Origin of the sequence: Nonomuraea sp. NPDC050680, from assembly GCF_040654555.1 — a bacterium.
Classification (GTDB): domain Bacteria; phylum Actinomycetota; class Actinomycetes; order Streptosporangiales; family Streptosporangiaceae; genus Nonomuraea.
The window spans coordinates 84,135-97,333 of record NZ_JBFAIF010000001.1 but is presented as its reverse complement, the minus strand read 5'-3'; the positions used below and the strand labels follow the sequence as shown (position 1 = coordinate 97,333).

Below are 13,199 nucleotides of genomic sequence, written 5' to 3'. Positions count from 1 at the left end.
CCTATGACCCGGGGGTCTCTCCGTTGTGATGGCCCGAGAAGCGGGGGAGCAACTGGGCCAGGAGCAAGGTCGACAGCGCGGAGTCGCCGGATCCCTGCTGGGTGCGGACCACCAGGGGTTGCGGGGCGTTCTCCGCCAGTTTGGCGCCCACGTCCAGGCGCCTGCGGGCCAGCTCGTACTGCAGCACGGCCCGGTTGTCACGGTAGGAGGCGGCCAGCCTGCGCAGGGCCTTGGCCTCGTTCTCGGCGGAGGTCAGCTCGGCGCGGCCGCGGGCCTCGATCTCCCAGCGCACCCGCTGCGCCTCCGTCGCCTGCTCTTCCAGCATGCGCGCCACGTCCTTGCGCGCGGTGTTGTGCGCGGCCTTGACCTCGACCACGCGGGCGTCACGGGTCTTCTTGGAGCGCTCGATCTCCATGAGCAGGGTGTCGATGCGGCGCTTGCGCGTCAGCTCCCACTCACGCTCGTAGGCCGACAGCTCCTTGGCCACCTTCTCGCGGGTGGCCAGGTGCTGCTGATACTGGTCGGGCAGCTGCACGTCGGGGATGTTGGCGCCGGTGATGCGCACGCCGTAGCGGCCGAGCTGACGGTTGAGCGCCTCCTGCATGTCGCCGACGTCGGAGCCGCGCAGGTCGTACGCGCGCTCGGTGTTGACTCTGCGGCTGCGCTGCCTGATCGCGTCCTGTACGGCGCTCGACAGCACCAGGTCGAAGTTGCCCGCGCCGATCGTGCGGACGAACGCGACCGGGTCCACGATGCGGAACTTGAGGAAGAACTCGATCGACTTCAGCGGTACGTTCTCGGCCGTCGGGCAGGCCACGATCGGTGCCGAGTACGGGATCTCGGTGGAGGTGTCGACGACCGCGTCCACCCGGTCCCACGGCAGCCACAGGTAGTGGCGGCCCGGCGGGAGCGTGCCGGTGATGGCGCCCCAGCGGCTGCGTACGCCGGTGGTGCCCTCCTCGATCTCGATGATCGCCCGGCGCCACATCCATACCAGCGCGACGGCGAGGAAGAACACCGCGCCCAGCGAGGCCGTCAGGACGAGGTTGCCCATCACCGCCATCCCGGCGAAGTAGACGGCGATGAAGACCAGGGCCATCCAGGCGAAGCCGCGCCTGTCCTTGGGGATCACGACCGGCACGAGCTGGCCCTGCTCGCCGCCGCGCAGCAGCTGGCGGATGTCGGACCAGGAGGCCAGCGACTCCTTGATCTTCGAGAACTCGCGGCTCATCGGACCTCACCCTCGATGGTCGGCAGGGTGCCGGCGAGCGCGGGCTCGGGTGCCTGGCTCACCTCTTCGGCGACCTTCCTGAGCAGTGCGGTGATCTCCGCCTCCCTGTCCTCCACGCGCTTGCCGATCTCGGCCAGCCGGCCCCGGATCGCGGCCATGTCCTCGGCCGAGAACAGCGCCGCCCCCTTGCCGCCGACCAGTTGCTGGGCCAGCGCGAGGAAGTCGATGTCGGTGTGCTCGCCCACCTGCACCACCTGCGGCAGCCGGGTCGCGACCGACTCCAGCTTGTCCAGCAGGTCCTGCTGGAAGCGGTAGTCGAGGATCTCCGGCGCCTCGGCCGCGCTGAGCGCCCTGATGTCGAGCGCCTGCGCCTCCAGCAGCGCCGAGTTGGCGTTGGCGGAGGACTCCGCCTCGACCAGGCGCTGCCTGGCCTGCGCCTTGGCCTGGTGGGAGGCCCGCTCCAGCGCCGTGTCCATGCGCGCCTGGTAGCCGGCGATCTCCGCCTGGATCGCGCTCAGCGTCTCCTGCAGTCCGGCCAGCTCCTTGATCAGGTCGCCCTCGTTCTGCTCCTTGCGCAGTTGCAGCTCGTACTCGTAGGTGTAGGCCTCCTTGGCGACGCGCACCATCTCGGGGGCGGCCAGGTCCATCCGGTACTCCTGGCTGGACGGCTCGGCGTGCGTGATGTTCACGTCGGTGAGGCGTACGGCGGGCAGGAACTGCTGGTTGAGGTTGTCCAGCATGCCCAGCGTGCTCTCGCCCACCAGGTCGTAGATGTCCTCGGCTCGCTGGGCGTAGATGAGCGAGCGGGTGACCTCGCTGATGGCGTTCTGCAGCTTGGACTGGAAGCCGCTGACCGAGCCGAGCACGAAGATGAACTCCGCCGGGTTCTCGATCCTGAACTGCAGGAACAGGTCGACGCTCGCCTTGACGCCCTGTTGCGTGGGGGCCTCGCTGATGGGGGCGTTGAACGGGTACTCGCGGGTGGTGTTGACGATGTAGCTGACCCGCTTCCACGGGTTGAACAGCGTCACCCGGCCCGGGTCGGCGATCTGCACCAGCTTGCCGAACTTGGTGATCAGCGCCTTGCAGCCCTCGGGCACCATCACCACGCTGCGCCGCCACCACAGGAAGGCGGCCGCCAGGACCAGGACGATCCAGTAGTGCGGGCCGAAGAACACATCGGTTCGGGGGATGACGTTGCCGAGCGCGCCGATCAGGCCGAGCACCACCAGGATGCCCAGCGGCACGACCACCTTCGCGGTGGTCCCCTTGGGGATGACCACCGGCGAGATCACGTGCATGCCGTTCTCGGCGAAGCTGCGGTTGATGATCTCGCCGGCCTCGTTCAGCGACGCGGACCGGGCCTCGATCAGCGTGCCCACCGACACGCCGCCGTCACGGGCCGCCGCGAAGTCGTACGGGTTGAGCGCGAAGCCCTGTACCTGTACCTGACCGGCCAGCTGGCCCGCCTGGCCCACCGCCTGGCCGACGGCTTGACGGACATCACCGCCTTGAACGACCGCCTGGGCTATGCCCTGACCTGCCTGGATCAACGCCTCTCTGGGTCGTGACATTGCACCTTCCTCTTCCGCTACGGGCGGATTAGACCGTATCGGGTGTCACTTACTGTTCGCTTGCAAGCCGTTGTCGCACTCCTCTTACGATCGGTAGCAGGAGTGCTACTTCGCTGAAGCAGATGCGCCGTGGCCGAGCACCGCGAGGTATCGGCTGAGAAGATAGGAGCCGATGAGCGAGATCGTCTACAACCGCATCGCGTTGCTGCGCGCCGAACGCGGTGTCACCCGCAGGCAGCTCGCCGACGCTCTGGGCGTGCACTACCAGACGATCGGTTACCTGGAGCGTGGCGAATACAGCCCCAGCCTCCACCTGGCGCTGCGGATCGCCGAACACTTCGAGGTGCCGGTCGAGGTCGTCTTCTCCACCACCCCGTTTCCACGGATCGGCGAACGGTCCGCCTGACGGAGGCCAGGGGTGGCCCTCCTGACCAGGTGACGGTTTCTGTCAGTGGCGCCGCCTACAGTGGCAGCATGCGACCGGTCACTGATTTGCAGCGGAAGGTGGCGCCCTTCGAGGTCGTCACCGAGATGACTCCCTCCGGCGACCAGCCGACGGCCATCGCCGAGCTGGAGCGCCGCGTCAAGGCCGGGGAGAAGGACAACGTCCTGCTGGGCGCCACGGGCACCGGCAAGACGGCCTCGATCGCCTGGCTGATCGAGCGGCTGCAGCGACCCGCGCTGGTCATGCAGCCCAACAAGACGCTCGCCGCGCAGTTCGCCAACGAGCTGCGGGAGATGCTGCCCAACAACGCGGTTGAATATTTCGTCTCTTATTACGACTACTACCAGCCTGAGGCGTACGTCCCGCAGAGCGACACGTACATCGAGAAGGACTCCTCGATCAACGACGAGGTCGAGCGGTTGCGTCACTCGGCGACCAACTCGCTGCTGACCCGCCGCGACACGATCGTGGTGGCCTCCGTGTCCTGCATCTACGGCCTGGGCACGCCGCAGGAATACGTCGACCGCATGGCCAGGCTCCGCGTCGGCATGGACGTCGACCGCGACCAGTTGCTGCGCCGCCTGGTCGACATGCAGTACACACGCAACGACCTCGCCTTCACGCGGGGCACCTTCCGGGTGCGCGGCGACACGATCGAGATCATCCCGAAGTACGAAGAGCTGGCCGTACGCATCGAGATGTTCGGCGACGAGATCGAGAAGCTCTCCACCATGCACCCGCTGACCGGCGAGGTCATCACCGAGGACGAAGAGCTCTACATCTTCCCCGCCTCCCACTACGTCGCCGGCGAGGCGCGGATGGCGATGGCCGTCAACGGCATCGAGGCGGAGCTGGCCGAGCGGCTGTCGGAGCTGGAGCGGCAGGGCAAGCTGCTGGAGGCGCAGCGGCTGCGCATGCGCACCACCTACGACATCGAGATGATGCGCCAGATCGGCACCTGCTCCGGCATCGAGAACTACTCCCGCCACATGGACGGCCGCGAGCCGGGCAGCGCGCCCAACACGCTGCTCGACTACTTCCCGGAAGACTTCCTGCTGGTCCTCGACGAGTCCCACCAGACCGTGCCGCAGATCGGCGCCATGTACGAGGGCGACGCCTCCCGTAAGCGCACCCTCGTCGACCATGGCTTCCGCCTGCCGTCGGCGCTCGACAACCGGCCGCTGAAGTGGGAGGAGTTCCTGGAGCGCATCGGCCAGACCGTCTACCTGTCGGCCACGCCCGGCTCCTACGAGCTGGGCCGGGTCAAGGGCGACGTGGTCGAGCAGGTCATCCGGCCGACCGGGCTGATCGACCCCGAGGTGGTCGTCAAGCCCACCAAGGGGCAGATCGACGACCTGGTCCACGAGATCCGCGAGCGCGCCGACCGCGACGAACGGGTCCTGGTCACCACGCTGACCAAGAAGATGTCGGAAGACCTCACCGACTACCTGCTCGAGCTGGGCATCCGGGTCCGCTACCTGCACAGCGAGGTCGACACGCTGCGCCGCATCGAGCTGCTGCGCGAGCTCCGCTCCGGCGAATACGACGTGCTGGTCGGCATCAACCTGCTGCGCGAGGGCCTCGACCTGCCCGAGGTGTCGCTGGTGGCCATCCTCGACGCCGACAAGGAAGGCTTCCTCCGCTCGGAGACCTCCCTGATCCAGACCATCGGCCGGGCCGCCCGTAACGTCTCGGGGCAGGTCCACATGTACGCCGACAAGGTCACCCCGTCGATGGAGCGGGCCATCGACGAGACCAACCGGCGGCGGGCCAAGCAGATCGCCTACAACCAGGCCAACGGCATCGACCCGCAGCCGCTCCGCAAGAAGATCGCCGACATCCTCGACTCGTTGCAGCGCGAGGACGCCGACACCGACCGCCTCCTCGGCGGCGGTCGCCAGCAGTCGCGCGGCAAGGCGCCCGTGCCCGGGTTCGCCGCCCGCCAGGCCGGGCAGCACGCCAAGACCATCGCGGGGGAGATGCCCCGGGCACAGATGGAGTCGTTGATCGAGTCGCTGACCGAGCAGATGCACCAGTCGGCGGCCGACCTGCAGTTCGAGGTGGCCGCTCGGCTACGCGACGAGATCAAGGAGCTCAAGCGGGAACTGCGCGACATGCGGGAGGCGGGGGTCAAGTAGCCGGCCGGAGAGCGGGCTCAAGTAGCCGGCCAGAAAGCGGGCTCTCCGGCCGCTGTGGCAGGGGGCCGGAGAGTGGGCTTAGCGTCGCTACGCCTTCGTCCCCGGTCCTCGCCCTCTGGCGGGCGTCAGAGCATTCCGGCCTCCGACTGGAGCAGGGCGGAGAGGGCGTCGGGGTCTGCTGAGGCGACGCCCTTCGCGGCGAACCAGGTGGCTACGTTCCGGGCGTCCCGGTCGAGGAACTGCGGGCCCGTGGGATGGGAGACCACGTCGACGATTTGCGGGAGGTCGATGATGACCAGCCTGCCCTCGCGGACCAGCAGGTTGTACGCCGACAGGTCACCGTGAGCCAGACCCTCCCTGGCCAGGATGACCAGCGCCTCCACCAGTTGCGTCCAGAGGTCGTCCAGGTCATCCGAGACGTTGGCGAGGCGGGGTGCCGCGTAGCCGTCCGAGGTGCCAATGAATTCCTGCAGGATCTCGGTGCCCACGATCTGTACCGGATAGGGAACCGGCAGACCGAGCGTGGTCAACCGACACAAAGCGCCGAACTCGGCCGCCGCCCACTGACCGGCGATGAGCTGCTTGCCGAAGGCGGTCCGGTTGGCCATGGCGCGATTCATGCGGCTTTCGCGGGTGCTGCGGCCTTCCAGATAGCCGGCGTCTCGGTGGAACAACCGGTGCTCCGCTGAGCGGTAGCGCTTGGCGGCCAGGAGGCAGACGCGATCGGTGTCCGGCACGCCGCGGGAGAGCAGGTGGACGTCGGCTTCCTTGCCGGTTTTGAGGATGCCCAGCTCGGTGTCCACGGCGGCGAGCTCGGTGACGAGCCAGTCCGGGTGCGGCTTCGGGCCGCGCTCGGTGGGCGTGCTCTGGTCCCAGGTCGACCAGCGGTCGCCTACGGGTGGTCCGTCGTCGACGGGGGCGCTGTCGAGCCATTCGAGGTCGTCGGCGTCGAGAGCGTACTTGCCCCGGCGGCGGGGCGAGGAGTGCTTGGGCACGGTGGGATTTCTCCAGGAATGAGGCCCACCGGCTCAGCGATCAGATTGGCGAGATCCCGGTGGGGAGGTCAGAGGACGCGGAAAACGGCACGCGAACAGTCGTCATCACGGTCTCAACCTCCTTTCGCCTTCCACGTACAGGCTGCGACACGCGCTGTGATATGCACCGGTTACACGGTTGCGTAACGCGCTGTGGTCAGCCTGACTGAGTATGCCGAGCGGGCCTGGTCGCGGCAACTGAATTTCGGCCTCCGCCCACTCACTCACCCACACAAACCGGCACATCACATTGGGACGCAGGTTATGACCCGCTAGGGTCCCCACTGCTTGCGGGCGGAGTCGTTGGTCGTCCCAGCCGCGTCGCCGATCTCGGTCCAGGACCGGCCGTGTTCGTGTGCGCCCCCTACCGCGTTGTCCGGACGGGACTGAGCCTCGCGGACGCATAAGCCTGCGCCGGAGAGCTGCCGAAGCGTGCCGCCGGTGGCCTGTTTGAAGAGGTACTCGGCGCGTTCGTACGACAGGCGGCCGCGGCCCGTCTCCGGACACAGGTCGGCCGGCCCGGGCCTGCGGGCGGGAGCCGGGCGCCGGTCGGCGAGGAACAGCGGGCCGCGGGTCCGGCCCGCCACCAACTCGGGCAGCAGGGCGGCGGTGCCGTGCGCCCAGGAGATCCACACCGCGCCGCCGCTCCTGGCGCCGACCCGGCCGCGGTGGCCCGCCAGGTCGAGGTCCTCGACATTGAGCGACAGGGCCGCCCTGGCGGCGGCGCCCGACTCGTGGAGCAGCCGCCAGAACGTTCTCTCGCGCAGTGACGGGTGCCGCCAGAGAGCTTCGAGGCGGGCGCTGTCGAGGGCGGGGCGGCGTTCGCGGCTTTCCGGCTTCCTGCCCAGCTCCGCCGCCAGGTCCCCGGCGGACGCCCACGAGGCGAACGAACGGACGGCGGCGCGGTGCCGATTCCATGTCTTGGCCGCGGTCGTGCCCCAGGCGACGGCGAAGACCCTGGCCACCTTCTGCGCGGTCACTTCAGCCAGGGGCGTGCCGGAGCCCAGGTCCAGGAGCAGGCGGCGCAGGGTCTGGCCGTAGGAGCGGATCGTCTCCGGACCGAGACTGTCGCGGGCCAGGAAGTCCCGCGCGGCCTGGCCCAGCGTGATGCCCGCCGCCCGGGTCGCGCCAGTGGCGGCGCGGTTGCGGAGGAACGCGCGTTCCGCCTCGTTGCGGGTCAGGGCGCTGGCGCGCTCGAACTCCGTACTGGCCTCGTCGTGCCGTCCGAGCCTGGCCAGCAGGTCGCCGCGGACAACCGACAGCAGGTGGTAGTCCTTGAGCGCCGGGTCCGCGACCAGCGTGCCGACGAGATCCAGGCCCGCGTGGGGCCCGTGAGCCATGCCCAGCGCAACGGCGCGGTTGAGCTGCACCACGGGCGAGGGCGCCAGCCGTACCAGGGCCTCGTAGAGTGCCGCGATCTGCGCCCAGTCGGTTTCCGCCGCGGTCTTCGCCTGGGCGTGGGAGACGGCGATGGCGGCCTGCAGCACGTAGGGGCCGAGCGGACCGCCGGCCTCCCTGGCCCGCAGCATCGCGGCGAACCCGCGGCGGATCAGGAGCTGGTCCCAGCGGCCCCGGTTCTGTTTGTGGAGCTGGATGGGCTCGCCCGACGGGCCGGTACGCGCGGCCGAGCGTGACTGCTGGATCTCCATCAGCGCGACCAACCCGTGCACCTCGGCCTCCCGAGGCGCCAGCTCGGCCAGCAGCCTGCCCAGCCGCAGCGCTTCGAGGCAGAGCGACGGGCGCATCAAGTCGTCGCCGGACGTCGCCGTGTACCCCTCGTTGAAGATCAAGTAGATGACCTCGAGCACGGAGGCGAGCCGGTCGGCCAGCTCCGGCCCGGACGGCAGCTCGAACGGCACCTGCTCCTGCGCGAGCGTGCGCTTGGCCCGCGCGATGCGCTGGGCGGCAACCTGCTCGGAGACTAGGAACGCACGGGCGATCTCCTGGGCGCTCAGCCCGCCGAGCAGCCGGAGCGTCAGCGCGGCCCGCTCCTGCGCGGGCAGGACCGGATGGCAGGAGATGAACATCAGGCGCAACACGTCGTCGTCCACGCCCTGGTCGAGGCCCTCCAGGGCGTGGACGATCTCCTCCTGCTTGCGGTGCAGGCGCTCGTCGCGGCGGATGCGGTCGATGGCACGGCGTTTGGCGGTGGTCATGAGCCACGCGCCCGGATTGCCCGGGACACCTTGTTCTGGCCACTGTTCCAGCGCGGCGACCAGCGCGTCCTGGGCGAGTTCCTCGGCCAGGCCGACGTCGCGGACCATCCGGGTGAGCCCCGCGACGATCCGCGCGGACTCCAGCTTCCAGACCGCGTCGATCGCCGCGTGGGCGTCCCGGGGCGCCATCACCCGTAGATCTGCTGGATTCGGCCCTCACCGTCACCGATGATCTGGAAGAAGCGACGCGCCAGCTCCAGCGCTTCCTCGCGGGACCTGACCTCGATCAACGCGAACCCTCCCGCCATCTCCTTCGCCTCAGCGAAGGGTCCGTCGATCACGGTGATCTCGCCACCACTCGCCTTGACCACGCTGCCACCCAGCTCCATCCCACCCGTGGCCAGCAGCACGCCGGCCGTGGTCATCTCCTCGATGAACTTGCCCATCTCGGCGAAGAGCGCCTCGTCCGCCGACTTCTCGCTCACGTTCGTCATGAGGAATCGCATGCGGTGCTCCTTTGGGTCGAACTTCTGTCTTTGCCCAAGCGTCGACCAACCCTATGTGACAGGGAACGCCGTCCTGCGTTCCCTGTCACATCGCCGGAACGACGCGTAGGCAAAACCACGAAAGGACACCGCAGAAATGACCGCCATCGCCACCACCACCGCAGGAAGCTCCACCCGCACGCTGCTCACCGCCGCAGCCGCGGCCGCCCCCGTCTGGGCGCTGGTGTCTCTGGGCCAGGTGCTCACCCGCGAGGGCTTCGACCTGACCCGCCACCCGCTGAGCGTGCTGTCCACCGGCCCGCTCGGCTGGATCCAGATCGCCAACTTCCTGCTCGTCGGCGCGCTGGTGATCGCCGGTTCGTTCGGTCTCCGGCAGGTCCTGCGCGGCAAGCCCGGCGGGATCTGGGCGCCGCGCCTGTTGCTGATCAACGGTATCGGCATGGTCGCGGCCGGCGTCTTCGTCATGGACCCGGGGGACGGCTTCCCCATCGGCACCCCGGACGGGATGCCGGCGGCTATGAGCTGGCACAGCGTCCTGCACATGGCATCCGGATCGGTGTCGTTCATCGCCCTGGCCGCGGCCGGCTTCGTCCTGGGCCGCCACTTCAGCCGCGCCGGCGCCCGCGGCATGGCCATCGCCTCCAGGGCCGCCGGAGCGGCCGTGATCGTGGGCGACGGCTGGGCGATGAGCGGCGGCCGCGCCGGCTCCCTGACCCTCGCGGTGGGTGTCACTGCCGCGATGGCCTGGGTCTCCCTGGTCGCCGCCCGCCTGCGCAAGTCCGCCTGAACCGCGATCGCCCGAAACCAGGGAGCCAGAATGAGCAAGCCCGCAAACGTCGCTGAGTACGCCGCCGCCCTCGACCAGCCCCTCCGCGAGATCGCCGGGAAACTCCAGACCATCATCGACTCAGCACTGTCCCAGCCGGGGGCGATCTGGCACGGCCACCCGGTCTGGAGCCTCGGCCCAGCCCCGGGCAGGACCCCGATCGCCTACGTCAAGGCCCACTCCTCCTACGTGACGTTCGGCCTGTGGCGCGGACAGGAGATCCCCGACGCCGATGGCCGCCTGGAGCCCGCCGCCCGGCAGATGGCCGCCGTCAAACTACGCACCCTGGCCGAGGTCGACGCCGAACTCTTCACCACCTGGCTGAACGCCGCCCGTGCCCTGGAGAAATGACCCGGACGCGTCCAAGCCCGTTCCGGAAATCCCGGAACGGGCTCCGCGGATGGCCATCCCGCACCAGTCCACCACCAACCCCGCGCCCATCAGCCAGCACCAGCGCCTGGCCGTGCTCCGCCGGCTCGCCTGGCTGGCCTACCACAGCAGGTGCTGGCCCTTGGGCCCACTGGCGGCTTGAGTGTGCCCCCAGGGCACGGTGTTCCCTTGGGCGTGGAACAACCATCTCGACCCAGGAGGACCGCCCGATGTCCGTGCCAGAACCCGGCCAGACCCCGGCCACGGCAGCGCGCCCGAGCTCACCGCACCAGGCTGACGACCCGGCACGCGGACGTCGCGGGCCGGAGGTCGACGGGTCCCGGCCGTTCGGTGCCCACGTCCGCATGAGCTGGTGGAGGCCGCTGGTCGTCCTCGTCGTGCCGCCGGTCGTGATGGTGCTCCTGCAGATCCTGCTGTACCAGGTCGTGGGCGTCATCGAGGGCAGCGACGACCCGATGTCCGCCACCTTCACCCCGCTGAAGCTGCTGGCCGTCAACCTGAGCGTGGGCATCGCGGGCGTGGTGGCGATCCTGCTGCTGGCACGGCTGGCGAAGGTGCCGTGGCGCAGCCTGATCAGCTCGCCACGGGCGTTCGACGGTCGACGCCTGGCGCAGTACCTGCTCGGCGCGGCCCTGCTGGTGGGCGCCGGCATCGGCGTGGTGGCGCTGGTCGCCCCCGAGTCCCCAGGCTGGGTCGCGTTCGGTGTCTCCGGGACGACGATCCTCATGCTGGTGATCACCGTGCTGAGCACCCCGCTCCAGTCCGTCGGCGAGGAGCTGATGTTCCGCAGCACCGTGCTGCCCGCCGCCGCGTCCTGGGTACGCGCGGTTCGCCCGGCCCTCGCCATCGGCCTGGTGGTCTCCAGCCTGGCCTTCGCGGTGGTTCACGGCTCCAGCGACCCCTGGCTGTTCGGCTACTACACCTTCATCGGCGCTGCCACGGGACTGATGGCGATCATCAGCCGCGGCATCGAGGCGCCGGCCGCGTTCCACGTCGCCAACAACGTCCTGTTCTCGAGCGTCAACGCGCTGATGGCAGACGGCGAGGGCTACACCATCGACCGGTCCACCGACACCGGTGATGCGGCCCTCCTGATCCTCGCCGCCGTCAACATCGCCATGGTCGTCCTCGTCTGGGTGCGCGAGCGACGCGCACGGAGCACGACCTAAAATCGGCACCGGACGACGAGGTGAGGGCCCATGACCTGGAGCACACGCGAGATCGCCGACCTGGCAGGCACCACGGTGAAGACGGTGCGCTACTACCACCAGGTCGGGCTGCTCGACGAGCCCGACCGCGAGCCCAACGGCTACAAGCGCTACGAGGTGCACCACCTGACGCGGCTCCTGCAGATCAAGCGCCTGACCGGGCTCGGTGTGCCGCTCGCGCAGGTGGCCGAGATGGGCACGAGCGGCGAAGGGCAGGCCTCCGTTTTCCGGACCGTCGACGCCGAGCTCGAGGCGACGATCCGGCGGCTGGAGAGCATCCGGCGAGAGCTGGCCACCCTGGCGCGGCCGGGTGCCTCACCTGAGGTGCCGACCAGCTTCAGCGGCCTCGTCCAGGACCTGCGCGACAACGACCGCGCCCTGCTGACGATCTACGCCCAGCTTTTCTCGGACGAGTCGATGGAGGTGCTGCGCCGGACGCTCGAGGCACACCCGAACGACGATCTCGACGAGGCGTTCCGCGACCTGCCCGAAGACGCCGACGATGCCACCCGGCAGGCCCTCGCCGAGCAGCTCGCGCCCTTCATCGACCCGGGCGCCACCGCACACGGCGTGACGCTGGAGCCGCGGGCCACCACGCCAGGCCAGGCCGAGGCGGCGCGGCGCGCCGCCGGTCACGCCCTCAGGGCGCTGTACAACCCCGCGCAGCTCGACGTGCTCCGTCGAGCGCACCTGCTCCACGAGGCCGACGACAACCCCGCCCAGATCGATGTGCTCACCCGCGCCGGCATCATGGTCAGTGCTCAGCCGTCGTCCGACGACCGCGGAGACGGCGAGAAGCCACAGTCTGCTCGGTGATTTGACCATGTTCTGGGAACACCGCTTGTACTGGGTTTCGAGAACCACCCGCTGCGACATGTCCCGGCGCCGCCGCCACGACCGCCGCGTACCCGGCCTCGGTCAGCGTCGCGTTGGTGCGTCTGCCGGAGCCGGGGATCCGGGCTCGTGCCACCAGATCAGCCGCGGTCGGCGCCGCCTGCTGTTTCTCCGGGGCCGCGATCACGATGATTGCCTCGCGCATCACTCACCCCTTGCCCTGGCGCCTTCGCTCCGGCGGACTCCCGGGCCCATGGCTGGATAACCAGGTGAAGCCGTTCGCCGTCGCTCGTATGGTGCTGGAGTGCGGCGATGCGAGGAGTGCTCCCACTGGGAACCGGCAGGAGCGCCGGGGTGTGTTCGGTGTGCCCGCGAGGTGGACCTGATCGTCGAGAGCGGCTGGCGGGCGTTCCTGGAGGGGGAGTTCGGTACGGCTGAGCAGTCAGATGAGCGGGCCATCGCCGAGATGGTGGTCGACGAGCCTGACAGGCATCTGTGGCGGGTGGTCGATGCGGCCTACGACCGGCTGACCTGCCCCGAGTGCGGCGGCCGGCTGAGCCGGGGCCCGGCCGGGTGCGGGCCGTGCGACCTGGCCAATGGGTTCCGTTATGTCGCGATCGAGGTCGATCGACCGGGAGTCGTACCCGGGAACGAGCACGCGCTGCGGGTCAACGTGTCCGTGGTGCGCAGGCCGTACGGGATCTCAGAGCGTGAGGTGCTGGCTCGGCGGCTCACGTTGCCGATCCTGCTCGAAGGCCGCCTCCCCACGATTCGGCAGGCACAGGCGGCACGTGCCATGCTCAACAAGGGTGCCAGCGTGGGAGAGTATGACGCGTTCATCCATCGCGTCTAGGGGC

At 69.4% G+C, this 13,199-nt stretch carries 13 protein-coding genes; 8 read left to right on the top strand and 5 right to left on the bottom strand.

Annotation, left to right across the window (positions count from 1 at the left end; all coding sequences use genetic code 11):
* Position 1: 1 nt before the first annotated feature.
* Both AB0H88_RS00535 and AB0H88_RS00530 read right to left on the bottom strand, forming a co-directional pair.
* The gene (locus AB0H88_RS00535; protein ID WP_357639368.1) at positions 2–1,231 is read right to left on the bottom strand and encodes an SPFH domain-containing protein; all 1,230 of its coding nucleotides are present in this window, start codon (positions 1,229–1,231) and stop codon (positions 2–4) included.
* Positions 1,228–2,805: an SPFH domain-containing protein gene (locus AB0H88_RS00530; RefSeq protein ID WP_357639365.1), complete on the bottom strand. Its 1,578-nt coding sequence runs from the start codon at positions 2,803–2,805 to the stop codon at positions 1,228–1,230. The genes AB0H88_RS00535 and AB0H88_RS00530 overlap by 4 nt, the downstream gene beginning before the upstream one ends.
* A gap of 172 nt (positions 2,806–2,977) precedes the next feature.
* Between AB0H88_RS00530 and AB0H88_RS00525 the strand changes: the two genes are divergently transcribed.
* Together AB0H88_RS00525 and uvrB are read left to right on the top strand one after the other, a co-directional pair.
* Complete coding sequence (locus AB0H88_RS00525; protein WP_357639363.1) at positions 2,978–3,211, top strand: helix-turn-helix transcriptional regulator; 234 nt, start codon at positions 2,978–2,980, stop codon at positions 3,209–3,211.
* A 68-nt stretch (positions 3,212–3,279) separates the two neighbouring features.
* Positions 3,280–5,388 carry an excinuclease ABC subunit UvrB gene (gene uvrB, locus AB0H88_RS00520; RefSeq protein WP_357639361.1) on the top strand — a complete coding sequence of 703 codons (2,109 nt, stop codon included), beginning with the start codon at positions 3,280–3,282 and terminating at the stop codon, positions 5,386–5,388.
* A gap of 125 nt (positions 5,389–5,513) precedes the next feature.
* Here uvrB and AB0H88_RS00515 read toward each other — a convergent pair whose 3' ends face one another.
* The 3 genes from AB0H88_RS00515 to AB0H88_RS00505 all read right to left on the bottom strand — a co-directional run bounded on the left by AB0H88_RS00515 (position 5,514) and on the right by AB0H88_RS00505 (position 9,084).
* The gene (locus tag AB0H88_RS00515; protein ID WP_357639358.1) at positions 5,514–6,383 is read right to left on the bottom strand and encodes an RIO1 family regulatory kinase/ATPase; all 870 of its coding nucleotides are present in this window, start codon (positions 6,381–6,383) and stop codon (positions 5,514–5,516) included.
* Between the two features lie 311 nt (positions 6,384–6,694).
* Positions 6,695–8,767 carry an RNA polymerase sigma factor gene (locus tag AB0H88_RS00510; protein ID WP_357641951.1) on the bottom strand — a complete coding sequence of 691 codons (2,073 nt, stop codon included), beginning with the start codon at positions 8,765–8,767 and terminating at the stop codon, positions 6,695–6,697.
* Positions 8,767–9,084, bottom strand: coding sequence for a YciI family protein (locus tag AB0H88_RS00505; RefSeq protein WP_357639355.1), 318 nt, complete (start codon positions 9,082–9,084; stop codon positions 8,767–8,769). The genes AB0H88_RS00510 and AB0H88_RS00505 overlap by 1 nt, the downstream gene beginning before the upstream one ends.
* A 136-nt stretch (positions 9,085–9,220) precedes the next feature.
* On the opposite strand from AB0H88_RS00505, the gene AB0H88_RS00500 reads away from it, so the two are divergent.
* The 6 genes from AB0H88_RS00500 (at position 9,221) to AB0H88_RS00475 (ending at position 13,195) form a co-directional block, all read left to right on the top strand.
* The gene (locus AB0H88_RS00500) at positions 9,221–9,871 is read left to right on the top strand and encodes a DUF998 domain-containing protein (RefSeq protein WP_357639353.1); all 651 of its coding nucleotides are present in this window, start codon (positions 9,221–9,223) and stop codon (positions 9,869–9,871) included.
* A gap of 30 nt (positions 9,872–9,901) precedes the next feature.
* Positions 9,902–10,261 carry a DUF1801 domain-containing protein gene (locus AB0H88_RS00495; RefSeq protein WP_357639351.1) on the top strand — a complete coding sequence of 120 codons (360 nt, stop codon included), beginning with the start codon at positions 9,902–9,904 and terminating at the stop codon, positions 10,259–10,261.
* A gap of 49 nt (positions 10,262–10,310) precedes the next feature.
* Positions 10,311–10,442: a hypothetical protein gene (locus AB0H88_RS00490; protein ID WP_357639349.1), complete on the top strand. Its 132-nt coding sequence runs from the start codon at positions 10,311–10,313 to the stop codon at positions 10,440–10,442.
* 67 nt (positions 10,443–10,509) lie between these two features.
* Entirely contained in the window at positions 10,510–11,469 is a 960-nt protein-coding gene (locus AB0H88_RS00485; protein WP_357639347.1) for a CPBP family intramembrane glutamic endopeptidase, read from the top strand.
* A gap of 30 nt (positions 11,470–11,499) precedes the next feature.
* On the top strand, positions 11,500–12,324 hold the full coding sequence (locus AB0H88_RS00480; RefSeq protein WP_357639345.1) for a MerR family transcriptional regulator: 825 nt from the start codon (positions 11,500–11,502) through the stop codon (positions 12,322–12,324).
* A gap of 394 nt (positions 12,325–12,718) precedes the next feature.
* Positions 12,719–13,195: a hypothetical protein gene (locus tag AB0H88_RS00475; protein ID WP_357639343.1), complete on the top strand. Its 477-nt coding sequence runs from the start codon at positions 12,719–12,721 to the stop codon at positions 13,193–13,195.
* The last annotated feature ends 4 nt before the right edge of the window (positions 13,196–13,199 follow it).